Genomic DNA, 13,840 nt, shown 5'->3' on the forward strand with positions numbered 1-13,840 from the left:
TGTGCGAATAGGTCGCAATTGCGATCTCGTTTCGACATGTCTGGCGCGGGATGGCGGGCGGGCCTAAGAAGCGGTCATGGACCTCATCGACATTCTGATCCTGATCGCCGTGGCCGGCGTCGTCGTCACCCTGGGCTTCGGCCTCTACAACCTGAACAAGGGCGGGGAAGGCGCGAGCGTTCGCTCGAACAAGCTGATGCGGCTGCGCATCATCCTTCAGGCGGTGGCGGTGCTGCTGCTGATGGTCGGCATGTGGCTGAAGCGGACGCACGCGGGCTGAGGCGCGCACCAACAGGAACAGGGGAGGGCGCGTCATGGTGACGCTGAACAAGATCTACACCCGCACCGGCGACGCCGGGCAGACGCGGCTGGCCTCGGGCGCTCCGGTGTCCAAGACCGATGCGCGGGTCGAGGCCTATGGCGCGGTGGACGAACTGAACGCCGTCATCGGCGTGGCGCGCCTGAACAGCGGCCAGAACGACCGCATCGACGCCATGCTGGGCCGCATCCAGAACGAGCTGTTCGACCTGGGCGCCGATCTGGCCACGCCGATGGAGCCGGCGCCCAAGTGGGAGGCCCTGCGCATCATCGCCTCCCAGGTCGAGCGGCTGGAATCAGAGATCGACTGGATGAATGAGAGCCTCAAGCCGCTGGACAGCTTCATCCTGTCGGGCGGTTCGCCGTTGTCGGCGCATCTGCACCTGGCGCGCACCGTGTGCCGCCGGGCCGAGCGCGAGGCCGTGCGTCTGATGGAAGCGGGCGAGGTCGTGAACCCTGAGGCGGTGCGCTACCTCAACCGCCTGTCGGACCTGCTGTTCGTCGCCGCCCGCCGCGCCAACGCCAATGGCGCCGGCGATGTTCTGTGGCGGCCCGGCGTGACGCGCTGAGGCGCGGGCCTACTGCGACCGCAGGGCGTTCACCCGCTCGCGCTCGGCCTCGGTGGCGGCGGCGCGGGCGCGCTTCTGGGCGTTGACCTGGTCTTCCAGGACCAGCAGCTCCTGATTGGCCTTGTTCGAGGCCTCGGCGCGCGTCGTGCCCGCCGGGCGGCCGGTGATGTCGGGGATGTAGATGGGCTGGGCGCAGATGCGCGTCTCCAGATCGTACCAATAACCCTTGGCCGCGCAGCGCTCGCCCGGATCGACCCAGAAACGCTGCAGGATGAACACCCCCGCCAGCGTCACCGCGAACAGGCTGAAGAAGATGAAGCTGAGGCGCCGGATCGTCAGGAAGCGTTTCATGCTCGTCTCAATAGATCAAAAATGCGTCCGCGACACGACCGCAGTTCACGTAGCGTTACGTTGACAGGCCGGTTTCATCGGTCCAATCCCTCGACCGACATTTCGATGACCAAGTGGATAGGCTCATGAAGGTACTCGTCCCGGTGAAACGGGTGATCGACAGCAACGTCAAGGCTCGCGTGAAGGCGGACCAGACCGGCGTCGACCTGGCCAACGTCAAGATGAGCATGAACCCCTTCGACGAAATCGCCGTCGAAGAGGCCGTGCGCCTGAAGGAAGGCAAGGAACACCATGCCGCGGGCACGGCGACCGAGATCGTCGTCGTCTCCATCGGCGTGACCCAGGCGCAGGAAACCATCCGCACGGCCCTGGCCATGGGCGCGGATCGCGGCGTCCTGGTGCAGTCGGACACGGATCTGGAGCCGCTGGCCGTCGCCAAGGTGCTGAAGGCCGTGGTGGACGAAGAGAAGCCGGACCTGGTGCTGCTGGGCAAGCAGTCGATCGACGGCGACAACAACGCCGTGGGTCAGATGCTGGCCGCCCTGCTGGACTGGCCGCAGGCCACCTTCGCCGGCAAGCTGGCGATCGAAGGCGGCAAGGCTGTCGTCACCCGTGAAGTCGACGGCGGCCTGCAGACGGTCGCGGCCGAACTGCCGGCCGTGGTGTCGGTCGACCTGCGCCTGAACACGCCGCGCTATGCGTCGCTGCCCAACATCATGAAGGCCAAGAAGAAGGAGATCGCCATGAAGGCGGTCGCCGACTACGGCGTCGACACGGCGGACCGCCTCAAGGTGCTGAAGGTGACGGAGCCGCCGAAGCGTTCGGCGGGCGTCAAGGTCGCCGATGCGGCCGAACTGGTTTCCAAGCTCAAAGACGCAGGGGTTCTGTAATGGCCGTTCTCGTCATCGCCGACCACGACGGCTCGGTTGTTCGCGACACCACCCACAAGACCGTGACGGCCGCCCTGGCCCTGTCGTCGGACGTGGACGTTCTGGTGCTGGGCAAGGGCGCTCAGGCTGTGGCTGACGCCGCCGCCAAGATCGCGGGCGTGCGCAAGGTGCTGCTGGCCGAAGGCGACGCCGTCGCCCACGGTCTGGCCGAGGCCGTCGAGGCCACCGTCCTGCCGCTGGCCGGCGCCTACGACGCCATCCTGACCCCGGCCAACACCGACGGCAAGAACTTCGCCCCGCGCATCGCCGCCAAGCTGGACACGGCGCCGATCTCGGACATCGTGGAAGTCGTCTCGGCCGATACCTTCGTGCGTCCGATCTATGCGGGCAATGCGCTGGAGACGGTCCAGTCGGCCGACGCCAAGAAGGTCATCACCGTGCGGCCGACGGCCTTCGCCGCCGCCGCCGAAGGCGGATCGGCCTCGGTCGAGAGCGTCGCCGCCGGCGAAGCGCCCAAGACCGCCTTCGTGTCGGAAGAAATGGTCAAGTCGGACCGCCCGGAACTGGGCGCCGCCAAGATCGTCGTCTCGGGCGGCCGCGCCCTGGGCTCGGCTGAAGAATTCCACGCCGTCATGGACCCCCTGGCCGACAAGCTGGGCGCCGCCGTCGGCGCCTCGCGCGCGGCGGTCGATGCGGGCTACGCCCCCAACGACTATCAGGTCGGCCAGACCGGCAAGGTCGTGGCTCCGGCCCTCTACATCGCCATCGGCATCTCGGGCGCCATCCAGCACCTGGCCGGGATGAAGGACTCCAAGGTGATCGTTGCGATCAACAAGGACGCCGACGCCCCGATCTTCCAGGTCGCCGATTACGGCTGGGTCGCCGACTACAAGACCGCCGTGCCGGAACTGATGGCCGCCCTGGGCTAAGGGCAGTCACAGACTGAACAAGACGCGCGCCGGACGGGAGACTGTCCGGCGCGTTTTCTTTTTGTGCGCCTTCTGCCCGCTCATCCCGGCGTCCGCCGGGATGAGCGGAGAGGGGTTGGCCAAAGCTGGTGGATCGGGCCAAACACCTCCCATGACCGCCCGCATTCCCGTCAAGCTGACCCCGCGCGCCTCGGCCGACCGCATCGACGGCTGGGATGTCGACCCGGACGGCCGCCCGGTGCTGAAGGTCCGCGTCCGCGCCCAGCCGGTGGAGGGCGAGGCCAACGCCGCCCTGACCGCCTTCCTCGCCAAGGCCCTGGGCGTGCCCAAGCGCGATGTGGCGCTGGCGCGCGGCGGCCAGTCGCGGCTGAAGATGATCGAGGTCGACGGCCTGACCGACGCGGAGGTCCGCGCCCGCCTGCCTGCGGATTGAGCGCGCGCCTGACTTTGCCGAGAGCGGCGGCTTTTAGAGCTTTACCCTGACGGAAACTGGCGATTGTATACACGCCATTGTCTGCCCGCAGTTCGCGGGCGCGAGGGGGCTCGCCCATGTTGTTCAGTCGCCTGCGGGGTCCAAGCCTCGCTGTTCTCACCTGCGCGCTCGGCGCGCTCAGCCTGTCGGCCTGCGCCACGACCGGCGACGCCGCGCCCAAGACCGAGACGGCTTCCGCCGCGTCGTCCTCCAAGGACCGCACGATGGCGCCGGGTCTGGACGGCTGGGCCAACACGGACCCCTATCCCTCGACCTATCGCGGCCTGCCGCGCCAGAACATGGCCATCGTCGGCGCGACGGTGCTGACCGGCGCCGGTCAGAAGATCGAGGGCGGCGTCGTCGTCGTCACCGACGGCCGCATCGCCGCCGTCGGCGGGGCGGACACCCCGGTCCCGGCGGGCCATCAGGTGGTCGACGCGCGCGGCCGCTTCGTCACGCCGGGCATCATCGACATCCACAGCCACCTGGGCGTCTATCCCTCGCCGGGCGTCATGGGCATGAGCGACGGCAACGAAGCCACCAACCCCAACACCGCCCAGGTCTGGTCCGAACACTCGATCTGGCCGCAGGATCCCGGCTTCAACACCGCCCGCGCGGGCGGGGTGACGACGATGCAGATTCTGCCCGGCTCGGCCAATCTGTTCGGCGGCCGCGGCGTGACCCTGCGCAACGTCCCCTCGGTGACGATGCAGGGGATGAAGTTCCCGAACGCCCCCTACGGCCTGAAGATGGCCTGCGGCGAGAACCCGTCGCGGGTCTATGGCTCGCGCAACCAGTCGCCGGCCACCGGCATGGGCAATGTCGCGGGCTATCGCGCCGGCTTCATCGCCGCGCGCGACTACAAGGCCAAGTGGGACAAGTGGCGCGAGGACGGTCAGGGCACGCCCCCGACCCGCAACCTGCAGCTCGAGACCTTGGCGGGCGTTCTGGACGGCTCGATCCTGATCCAGAACCACTGCTACCGCGCCGATGAAATGGCGGTCATGCTCGATGTGGCCAAGGAGTTCGGCTACAAGATCACCACCTTCCACCACGCGGTCGAGGCCTACAAGATCGCGCCCCTGCTGGCGCGTGAAGGCGTCTGCGCCGCCATGTGGACCGGCTGGTGGGGCTTCAAGATGGAGGCCTTGGACGGCATCGAGGAGAACGCCGCCCTGACCGACGCGCCCGAGGGCTCGTGCGCCGTCATCCACTCGGACGACGCCGAACTGATCCAGCGCCTGAACCAGGAAGCCGCCGCCGCCCTGTCGGCCGGTCGCCGCGCCGGGATGAACATCTCCGAAGAGCACGCCATCAGCTGGATCACGCTGAATGCGGCCAGGTCCATCGGCATCGACAAGGAAACCGGCTCGCTCGAGAGCGGCAAGCGCGCCGACGTGGTGATCTGGAGCGCCGATCCCTTCTCGATCTACGCCCGCGCCGACCAGGTCTTCATCGACGGCGGCCTGGCCTTCGATCGCCAGAACCCCGCCTTCCAGCCCGTGTCCGATTTCGAACTGGGCCAGCCCGGCTTCGGCCAGGCCGCCGCCGGCGTCGCCCAGGGAGCTCGCTGAACCATGCGTATCAAAACTCTCCTCGCGGGCGCTGTCGCAGCCCTGGCCCTGACCGGCCCCGCCCTGGCGCAGGACGTCGCCATCACCGGCGGCCGGGTGCTGACCGGAACCTCGGTGATCGAGAACGGCACGGTGGTCATCCGCAACGGCAAGGTCGTTTCGGTCGGAACCGGCGGCGCGCCGGCCGGTCTGCGCGTCATCGACGCGCGCGGCAAGATCGTCACGCCGGGCTTCGTCGCCGTGGATTCCGGCCTGGCCGGGACCGAGGTCGGCTCGGTGCGCGGGACCAACGACCTGGCCAATCGCGCCAACACCCTGACCGCAGCCTTCGACCTGTCCTACGGCCTGGACCCCTGGTCCTTCACCCTGCCGGTGGCCCGTCTGGGCGGCGTCACCCGCGCCGTCGTCACGCCGCAGCACGGCGGCTCGGGCGGCGGGCACAGCCATGACGATTCCGACTTCGCCGGCGCGGGTCACGGCGGCTTCCAGTCGCCGGGCCTGTTCGCCGGCCAGGCGGCGGTCATCAAGCTGGGCGGCGCCGACATCCTGGTGAAGCCGCGCGTGGCCATGGTCGCGCCCTTCGGCGAGGCCGGGGCGACGGTGGCGGGCGGCGCCCGCGGCGCCGAGTTCGTCCTGTTCAAGGAGACCCTGGCCGAGGTTCGGGCCTACGCCCGGAACAAGGCGGCCTATGAGCGGGCCGACATGCGCGCTCTGTCGCTGTCTCGCGCCGATATGGAGGCCCTGATCCCGGTGGCGAACGGCGCCATGCCGTTGATCGTCACCGTCAACCGCGCCTCGGACATCCAGCAGGTGCTGCGTCTGGCGCGCGAGGAAGGCGTCAAGGTCATCCTGGACGGCGCCGCCGAAGGCTGGCTGGTGGCCGATGAGATCGCGGCGGCCAAGGTTCCGGTCATCCTGCACCCGACCACCAACCTGCCCTCGAACTTCGAGATGCGGGCGGCGCGGATGCAGAATGCGGCGGCCTTGAACGCAGCGGGCGTGGTCATCGCCATCAAGGGCAACGAGGGCTCGGCCCACCGTGCTCGCGACATCCGCTACAACGCGGGCAACGCCGTGTCGCACGGCCTGCCGTTCGCGGCGGCCATCCAGGCGATCACGGTCAATCCGGCCCGTATCTTCGGCTTCGACGGCCAGTTCGGCGAGCTGAAGGCCGGGGCCGCAGGCGACGTCGTGGTCTGGTCGGGCGATCCGCTGGAGCCGCTGAGCCAGCCCTCGGCCGTGCTGATCGACGGGGTGGAGCAGCCGCTGCAGGCGCGCAACCTGCTGCTGCGCGACCGCTACCGCACCGGCGGCGAAGGCGCCATGCCGCCTGCCTACGGCGACTGAGGCTTCACAGTCTGAAGACGGAAGGGCGCTGCGGGAGACCGCAGCGCCCTTTTTCTTTTCTATCCTGAAGCTCCCCCATTGAGGGGGAAGGGGGCAGGCAGCGTTACTGTGCCGTCAGCCCGCCGTCGATCTTGAACTCGGCGCCGGTCACGAACTTGGACTCGTCCGACGCCAGATACAGCACGCAATAGGCCACGTCGTCCGGTTCGCCGATGCGCTTCAGCGGAATGCCGCGCGCCAGCTTTTCGTGCGCGTTCGCCTCGTCTCCGCCCGCCATGGCGATGAAGGGGTCGAGGATCGGCGTCTTGATGAAGACCGGGTGCACCGAGTTGGCGCGCACGTTCCAGCCCGCCTTGGCCGCCTCCAGCGCCACCGTCTTGGTGTAGAGCCAGACCGCCGCCTTGGTGGCGTTATAGGCGCCCATGCCCGGCGCCGCCGCCAGCCCCGCGATCGAGGAGATGTTGACGATCGACCCCGCGTCCGAGGCCCTGAGCGGCGCCATGGCGTGCTTGCAGCCCAGCATGACGGATTCCAGATTGACCGCCTGGACCTTGCGCCAGTTCTCCAGCGTGTCCTGCTCGGCCCACAAAAGCTGGCCGCCGATCCCGGCGTTGTTCACCAGGATGCTGAGCCCGCCCATGTCCTCGACCGCCGCGCCGACGACGCGGACCCAGTCGTCCTCGCGCGTGACGTCGTGCTCATAGGCGAAGGCCATGCCGGGGTGGTCGGCGTTGATCGCCTCGGCCAGGGCGCGGGCCCCGTTCAGGTCCAGATCGCTGAGCGCCACCCTGGCCCCTTCGCGGACCAGCATCCGGGCCATGGCCTGGCCCAGCCCCCCTGCGGCGCCGGTGATCAGGGCCGCCTTGCCCGCGACGCGCCCGCCCGTCACTCGACCAGACCCTTGGCCGCCTCGTCGATGAAGCGGGCCATCGCCACGTCGCGCTCCGTCACTCCGTCCGCGTCATGGGTGGTCAGCAGCACTTCGACGCGGTTGTAGACATTGGACCATTCGGGATGATGGTCGACCTTGTCGGCCAAGAGGGCGACGCGGGTCATGAAGCCGAAGGCGGCGTTGAAATCGGCGAAGCGCAGGGTGCGCGCGATGGCCGGGCGCGGATCGTCGGCGCGGCGCCAGTCGGGCAGGCCCGCCAGAACTTCGGTCACGTCGAGGGCGGCGGTCATGGGCGTCTCCTTGGATTTTGTTCAGGCGTATCGCGCGCCCCGTGACGCGACAAGCGGCAAGCCTGCGTCAGATGGCGCCATCATGCGACGCTTCCCCGGATGACGGCGACGACGGGAGGCGTTACACCGCCATCCATGACCCAGGCCGATCCCTCCTCCGACGCTTCCGGCAAGACCTCCTCCTTCGGCTTCCGTGACGTAGACGCCAAGGAAAAGGTGCAGATGGTGCGCGGCGTGTTCAACTCCGTCGCCTCCAACTACGACCTGATGAACGACCTGATGAGCGCGGGCGTCCACCGCATCTGGAAGGACGCTACGGCGGCCAAGCTGAACGTCCGGCCGGGCGAGGTGGTGCTGGACATGGCCGGCGGCACTGGCGACATGGCGCGCCGCTATTCCAGGATGGCCCGCGCGGCCCAGGAACGGCGCGGCGGCGAGGACGCCACCGTCATCGTCATGGACTATAACGCCGAGATGATCCTGAACGGCGTGGCCAAGGGCGGCGAGCCCGAGATGGCCTGGGGCGTCGGCGACGCCATGCACCTGCCGCTGCCGGACGCCTGCCTGGACGCCTATTCGATCAGCTTCGGCATCCGCAATGTGGCCGACATTCCGCAGGCCCTGCGCGAGGCGCGTCGTGCGCTGAAGCCGGGCGGCCGCTTCATCTGCCTGGAGTTCTCGCGGCCCACGACCGGCGCGCTGAGGAAGGCCTATGACGCCTGGTCCTTCCACGCCATTCCGCGCATCGGCCAGCTGGTCGCCAAGGACCGCGATTCCTACCAGTATCTGGTCGAGAGCATCCGCCGCTTCCCCGATCAGCAGACCTTCAAGCGGATGATCGAGGAGGCGGGCTTCAGCCGCGTCAGCGTCACCAATCTGTCGGGCGGGATCGCCGCCATCCACCATGGGTGGGCGATCTGAGCCGGCTGACCTTCAACGCCCCGCCGCCGACGCCGCAGGCCCAGCCGGTCCGCCATCCGGTGGGCGCGGCCCTGCGCATGGTGCGCTGGGGCTGGGTGCTGGCGCGCCACGACGCCCTGATCCCGCGCGAGGCCAACCCCCTGCTGCCCGCCTGGGGCCGCCCCTTCGCCCGCCTGGTCCAGCTGTTCGCCAGCCGCAAGCACCGCGCGGGGCGGCCGGGTCAGCGCGTGGGTCAGGCGTTCGAGCATCTGGGCCCCGTCGCCATCAAGCTGGGCCAGGTGCTGGCCACGCGCGCCGACATCTTCGGTCTGCAGTTCGCCCAGGATCTGGGGCGTCTGAAGGACAAGCTGCCGCCCTTCCCGCTGGAAGAGGCCAAGCGCGAGATCGAACGCTCGCTGGGCCGTCCGGCCGAGAGCCTGTTCATCGATCTGACCGAACCGATGGGCGCCGCTTCGCTGGCTCAGGCGCACCCGGCCTGGCTGGCCGACGGGCGCAAGGTGGCGGTCAAGGTGCTGCGCCCCGGCGTCGAGCGCCGCGTGGCCCAGGGGCTGGACGCCATGCGGCTGGGGGCCAAGCTGGTCGACCGCTTCGTCGAGCCGGCCCGTCGGCTGGAGCCGCGCGCCTTCGTCGAGATCATCGCCCAGTCGCTGCAGCTTGAGCTGGACATGCGGCTGGAGGCGGCCGCCGCCTCCGAACTGGCCGAGGTCATGGCCAAGGACGGCTATATGTCCGCCCCCGCCGTGGTCTGGGACGGGGTGGGCAAGCGGGTGCTGACGCTGGAGTGGGCGCCCGGCCTGCCGATGACGGACCCGGCCCTGGTCGATCTGCCCGGCCTCGACAAGGACGCCCTGGCCGACAAGGTGGTGCGCGCCTTCCTGGTTCAGGCGCTGGACCACGGCGTCTTCCACGCCGACCTGCACGAGGGCAATCTGTTCGCCGACGCCCCTGCACAGCTGACGGCCATCGACTTCGGCATCGTCGGGCGGCTGGGCCCGGCCGAGCGACGCTATCTGGCCGAGATCCTGTGGGGCTTCATCAGCCGCGACTACGACCGCATCAGCCGCGTCCATTTCGAGGCCGGATACGTGCCGCCGCACCATTCGGTCGACACCTTCGCCCAGGCCCTGCGCGCGGTCGGCGAGCCGGTGATCGGCCGCCAGGCCAGCCAGGTGTCGATGGGCCGCCTGCTGGGCCAGCTGTTCGAGATCACCGCCCTGTTCGACATGCATATGCGCCCCGAACTGGTGCTGCTGCAGAAGACCATGGTCTCGGTCGAGGGGGTGGCGCGCCGCCTGAACCCCGATCACGATCTGTGGGAGGCCGCCAAGCCGGTGGTCGAGCGCTGGATCAAGCGCGAACTGGGCCCGCAGGCCCAGATCAAGGAAACGGTCGAGGAGGCGATGGCCGCTCTCAGGGCCCTGTCGCGTCTGGTGCAGAACCCGCCGTCGTCTCAGACGTTGGTGATCGAGAAGGCCGGAACGCGGCCCTGGGTGGTCGCCGCCGTCACCGTCGCAGTCTGCGCGTCGGCGGCCGCCTTGGTGCTGACGCTTTGGCCGATGATCGTCGCCTGACGTTTCTTCGGAGCCTGCGTTTCATGAAGACCTCTTCCTTCGCCCTCGTCCTGTCGGGCACCCTCCTGCTGGCCGCCCCGGCGCTGGCCCAGACCGCCGCTCCGAGCCGGGCGCCGGCTCAGGGCGCGGCTGCGGCGACCCTGCCCGACGCCTTCGAGGGAGACGCGCCCGCCGCTTCGACCGCGCCCGCGTCGCCGCCGATCGCCGGTCCCGCCGCCCAGGCGCCGGACATCGCCCGCTCGGAAGAGGCCCTGCGCCGGGTCATCGCCGCCTTCCAGACCAATCAGATCGACTATTCGGTGTTCAGCACCGACATGGCCGAGCAGATCCGCGCCCAGTCCGGCGCGGTGACGCCCCTGATCCAGCAGTTCGGCGCGCTGAAGACGATCGAGCATCGCGGCCAGCAGAGCGGCGCCGACATGTTCCGCGTGGTGTTCGAGAAGCAGGCCACCGACTGGGTCATCGCCTTCGACGACCAGGACCAGATCGCGGCCCTGCTGTTCCGTCCGGCCCAGGACTGATCAGTCCAGCGACGGCTTGCCGCGTCCGCTCTTGATCGAGGATCGGCTGGACTTGGCCTGCAGCCGACGCTCCTTCGACGCGCGCGTCGGGCGGGTCGGCACGCGGTAGACCGGCTTGATCGAGGCCTCGGCCACCATGGCCTCCAGCCGTTCGACGGCGTCCGCCTTGTTGCGCTCCTGGGTGCGGAAGCGCACGGCGCTGATGACGATCACCCCGTCCAGCGTCAGGCGGCTGCCCGCCAGCTTCATCAGCCGCGCCTTCACCGGCTCGGTCAGGCTGGGCGAGTTCTTGACGTCGAACCGCATCTGCACGGCGGTCGAGACCTTGTTGACGTTCTGCCCGCCCGGTCCGCCGGCGCGGAAGAAGCGGAACTCCAGCTCGTCTTCAGGAATACGGCTCATGACGCGTCTCTGCGCGCCCGCACCACGGCGGCGTCCAGCGCCTGCAGGAAGCGCGAGCGGTCGGCGGCCGAGAAGGGCGGCGGCCCGCTGGTCGGCACGCCCATGGAGCGCAGGTGTTCGCCGATCATCCGCCCGGCCAGGGCCGAGCCGATGGAGTCCGCCGTGAAGGGCTGGCCATTCGACTTCAGCGCCTGCGCGCCGGATTTCAGCACCCGGTCGGCCAGCGGAATGTCGGCGGTGATGACGATGTCGCCGCGCCCGGCGCGCTCGGCGATCCAGTCGTCGGCGACATCCGGCCCGGCGTCGACGACCACCTGTTCGATCAGCGGCTCGCGCGGCGTGTTGATCCAGGCGTTGGACACCACGAAGACCTTCAGCCCGCAGCGGCGCGCCACGCGATAGACCTCCTCCTTCACGGGGCAGGCGTCGGCGTCGATGTAGAGGGTGGTGGCCATGACAGGCTTATGGCGCCTTTTCCTCCCCATTTCATGGGGAGGGGGACCACGAAGTGGTGGAGGGGCCAGCGCGACCGGCCGCCCCTCCGTCACGTCGCCTTGCGGCGCCGCGCCACCTCCCCACAAAGTGGAGAGGAGAAGCGCGCTCAGTCTTACGCCACGCCGTCGCGGATGCGCTTCAGATCCGGCGCCAGGGCCTCGTCCGTCAGCATGGCGATGGCTTCATCCACCGTGACGATGGTCTGGGCCTGAGAGCCGAAGCGGCGGATGGCGACCTTGCCTTCTTCGGCCTCCTTGCGGCCGACCACGGCGATGGCGGGCACCTTGGCGACCGAGTGCTCGCGGATCTTGTAGTTGATCTTCTCGTTGCGCAGGTCGATCTCGGTGCGCAGACCCGCCGCCCGGAACTTGGCCAGAACTTCCTCGGCGTAACCGTCGGCGTCGGACGTGATGGTCGCCACCACGGCCTGCGTCGGCGCCAGCCACAGCGGGAAGGCCCCGGCGTAGTTCTCGATCATGATGCCGATGAAGCGCTCGAACGAGCCCAGGATCGCGCGGTGCAGCATGACCGGGCGGTGCTTCTGGCCGTCCTCGGCGATGTAGGTCGCATCCAGACGCTCGGGCAGCACATAGTCCAGCTGGATCGTGCCGCAGGTCCATTCGCGGCCGATGGCGTCCTTGACGATGAAGTCCAGCTTGGGCGCGTAGAAGGCGCCGTCGCCCTCGGTGACGACCGGCTCGGTCCCGGCGGCGCGGGCGGCTTCCAGCATCTGGGCCTCGGCCTTGTCCCAGAACTCCTCGGTGCCGGCGCGCAGTTCGGGGCGGGTGCCCAGGCTGATGTATTTGGTCTCCATGCCCAGGTCGGCGTGGACCGAATAGGCCAGCTTGATGAACTCGGCCGTCTCCTCGACGATCTGGTCCTCGCGGCAGAAGATGTGGGCGTCGTCCTGCGTAAAGCCGCGCACGCGCATCAGGCCGTGCAGCGAGCCCGACGGCTCATAGCGGTGGCAGGCGCCGAACTCGGCCATGCGCAGCGGCAGTTCGCGATAGGAGCGCTGGCCCTGATCGAAGATCTGCACGTGACCGGGGCAGTTCATCGGCTTGAGGCTGAGCGTCTCGCCCTCCACCGTCTCGCAGACGAACATATTGGCGCGGTACTTGTCCCAGTGGCCCGAGGCCTCCCAGAATTTCCGGTCCAGCACCTGCGGCGTCTTGACCTCGACATACCCGGCGGCGTCCAGACGGCGGCGCATATAGGCTTCCAGCACGCGCCACAGCACCCAGCCCTTGGGGTGCCAGAAGACCATGCCCCGGCCCTCTTCCTGCATATGGAAGAGCTCCATGGAACGGCCCAGCTTGCGGTGGTCGCGCTTCTCGGCTTCCTCGATACGCAGCAGATAGGCGTCCAGGTCTTCCTTGGTCGCCCAGGCCGTGCCGTAGATGCGTTGCAGTTGGGCGCGGTTGGAATCGCCGCGCCAATAGGCGCCCGCCAGCTTGGTCAGCTTGAAGGCCTTGCCCACGAACTTGGTCGTCGGGAAGTGCGGCCCGCGGCACAGGTCGGCCCATTCGCCCTGCTTGTAGACGGTGATCGTCTCGCTCTCGGGCAGGTCGCGGATCAGTTCGGCCTTATATTCTTCGCCGATCTTTTCGAAGTGGGCGATGGCCTCGTCGCGGTTCCAGACCTGACGCTCCAGCGGGGCCCCCCGGTCGATGATCTCGGCCATCTTCTTCTCGATCTTCGGGAAGTCGTCGGTCGAGAAGGGCTCGTCGCGGGCGAAGTCGTAATAGAAGCCGTCCTCGATGGCCGGGCCGATCGTCACCTGGGTGCCGGGGAACAGCTCCTGCACCGCCTGGGCCAGCACGTGGGCGGCGTCGTGGCGGATGGTCTCCAGCGCCTCGGGGTCGTCGCGCATCAGCAGGCGGAAGTCGCCGTCGCCGTCGATGACGCGGTCCAGGTCGCGCTGCTCGCCGTTCCAGACGACCAGGGCCGCCTTCTTGGCCAGCGAGGGCGAGATGGCGGCGGCCACGTCGCGGCCCGTCGAGCCGGCCGGATACTGACGCACGGCGCCGTCGGGGAATTTCAGTTCGATCATGACGGTCGTTCTTTTTCGGTCTTGGCGGGCGGAACGGGATCATAGCCCGAACCGCCGAAGGGATGGCATTTACAGAGGCGCCGCACGGTGAGCCATCCCCCCCGCAGCGGACCGTGCTGGATCAGGGCGTCGCGCCCGTAATCCGAACAGGTCGGCATGAACCGGCACTGCTGGCCGATCAGGGGGGACAGCGTCAGCTTATAGCCCCGATGGGCCGCGCGGACGCTGCGTTCGTAGAGAGACAT

The 13,840-nt window shown here is 68.8% G+C and carries 17 protein-coding genes; 10 read left to right on the forward strand and 7 right to left on the reverse strand.

Going from position 1 to position 13,840, the window contains the following annotated elements; genetic code table 11:
- The first annotated feature begins 76 nt into the window (after positions 1-76).
- On the forward strand, positions 77-280 hold the full coding sequence (locus tag FGL25_RS00885; protein ID WP_076222851.1) for a twin transmembrane helix small protein: 204 nt from the start codon (positions 77-79) through the stop codon (positions 278-280).
- A gap of 34 nt (positions 281-314) precedes the next feature.
- On the forward strand, positions 315-887 hold the full coding sequence (locus FGL25_RS00890; protein WP_138140689.1) for a cob(I)yrinic acid a,c-diamide adenosyltransferase: 573 nt from the start codon (positions 315-317) through the stop codon (positions 885-887).
- A 9-nt stretch (positions 888-896) separates the two neighbouring features.
- On the opposite strand, the gene FGL25_RS00895 is transcribed toward FGL25_RS00890, so the two are convergent.
- A complete protein-coding gene (locus FGL25_RS00895) occupies positions 897-1,238 on the reverse strand; it encodes a hypothetical protein (protein WP_076222848.1) in 342 nt (113 codons plus the stop codon).
- Positions 1,239-1,363: 125 nt separating this feature from the next.
- Between FGL25_RS00895 and FGL25_RS00900 the strand changes: the two genes are divergently transcribed.
- From FGL25_RS00900 to FGL25_RS00920, 5 genes are all read left to right on the forward strand, one after another.
- Positions 1,364-2,128 (forward strand): electron transfer flavoprotein subunit beta/FixA family protein, encoded by a 765-nt coding sequence (locus tag FGL25_RS00900; protein WP_046652441.1) that lies wholly within the window; start codon positions 1,364-1,366, stop codon positions 2,126-2,128.
- Entirely contained in the window at positions 2,128-3,057 is a 930-nt protein-coding gene (locus FGL25_RS00905) for an electron transfer flavoprotein subunit alpha/FixB family protein (protein WP_138140690.1), read from the forward strand. Before FGL25_RS00900 ends, FGL25_RS00905 begins: the two co-directional genes overlap by 1 nt.
- 151 nt (positions 3,058-3,208) lie before the next feature.
- Positions 3,209-3,490, forward strand: coding sequence for a DUF167 family protein (locus FGL25_RS00910; RefSeq protein WP_003166274.1), 282 nt, complete (start codon positions 3,209-3,211; stop codon positions 3,488-3,490).
- Between the two features lie 116 nt (positions 3,491-3,606).
- Positions 3,607-5,103, forward strand: a complete 1,497-nt coding sequence (locus FGL25_RS00915) for an amidohydrolase (protein ID WP_088410567.1) — start codon at positions 3,607-3,609, stop codon at positions 5,101-5,103.
- Positions 5,104-5,106: 3 nt separating this feature from the next.
- Positions 5,107-6,450, forward strand: coding sequence for an amidohydrolase family protein (locus FGL25_RS00920; protein ID WP_046652436.1), 1,344 nt, complete (start codon positions 5,107-5,109; stop codon positions 6,448-6,450).
- Positions 6,451-6,553: 103 nt separating this feature from the next.
- On the opposite strand, the gene FGL25_RS00925 is transcribed toward FGL25_RS00920, so the two are convergent.
- Both FGL25_RS00925 and FGL25_RS00930 read right to left on the reverse strand, forming a co-directional pair.
- Entirely contained in the window at positions 6,554-7,339 is a 786-nt protein-coding gene (locus FGL25_RS00925; protein ID WP_138140691.1) for an SDR family oxidoreductase, read from the reverse strand.
- Entirely contained in the window at positions 7,336-7,632 is a 297-nt protein-coding gene (locus FGL25_RS00930; protein WP_138140692.1) for a 4a-hydroxytetrahydrobiopterin dehydratase, read from the reverse strand. The genes FGL25_RS00925 and FGL25_RS00930 overlap by 4 nt, the downstream gene beginning before the upstream one ends.
- Before the next feature lie 135 nt (positions 7,633-7,767).
- Between FGL25_RS00930 and FGL25_RS00935 the strand changes: the two genes are divergently transcribed.
- From FGL25_RS00935 to FGL25_RS00945, 3 genes are read left to right on the forward strand one after another with little or no spacing between them, the layout of a single operon-like run.
- Positions 7,768-8,553 (forward strand): class I SAM-dependent methyltransferase, encoded by a 786-nt coding sequence (locus tag FGL25_RS00935; protein ID WP_040346301.1) that lies wholly within the window; start codon positions 7,768-7,770, stop codon positions 8,551-8,553.
- Entirely contained in the window at positions 8,541-10,124 is a 1,584-nt protein-coding gene (ubiB, locus tag FGL25_RS00940; RefSeq protein ID WP_138140693.1) for a 2-polyprenylphenol 6-hydroxylase, read from the forward strand. Before FGL25_RS00935 ends, ubiB begins: the two co-directional genes overlap by 13 nt.
- 23 nt (positions 10,125-10,147) lie before the next feature.
- Positions 10,148-10,645: a hypothetical protein gene (locus FGL25_RS00945; RefSeq protein ID WP_167493269.1), complete on the forward strand. Its 498-nt coding sequence runs from the start codon at positions 10,148-10,150 to the stop codon at positions 10,643-10,645.
- On the opposite strand, the gene arfB is transcribed toward FGL25_RS00945, so the two are convergent.
- The 4 genes from arfB to yidD form a co-directional block, all read right to left on the reverse strand.
- A complete protein-coding gene (gene arfB / locus FGL25_RS00950) occupies positions 10,646-11,047 on the reverse strand; it encodes an alternative ribosome rescue aminoacyl-tRNA hydrolase ArfB (RefSeq protein ID WP_046652431.1) in 402 nt (133 codons plus the stop codon).
- Complete coding sequence (locus FGL25_RS00955) at positions 11,044-11,502, reverse strand: YaiI/YqxD family protein (RefSeq protein WP_138140694.1); 459 nt, start codon at positions 11,500-11,502, stop codon at positions 11,044-11,046. Before FGL25_RS00955 ends, arfB begins: the two co-directional genes overlap by 4 nt.
- Positions 11,503-11,654: 152 nt before the next feature.
- Positions 11,655-13,595 (reverse strand): threonine--tRNA ligase, encoded by a 1,941-nt coding sequence (thrS, locus tag FGL25_RS00960; protein ID WP_138140695.1) that lies wholly within the window; start codon positions 13,593-13,595, stop codon positions 11,655-11,657.
- Positions 13,592-13,840 (reverse strand): membrane protein insertion efficiency factor YidD, encoded by a 249-nt coding sequence (yidD, locus tag FGL25_RS00965; protein WP_040346297.1) that lies wholly within the window; start codon positions 13,838-13,840, stop codon positions 13,592-13,594. Before yidD ends, thrS begins: the two co-directional genes overlap by 4 nt.

The organism is Brevundimonas vancanneytii (assembly GCF_901421975.1).
In the GTDB taxonomy this organism is placed as follows: domain Bacteria; phylum Pseudomonadota; class Alphaproteobacteria; order Caulobacterales; family Caulobacteraceae; genus Brevundimonas; species Brevundimonas diminuta.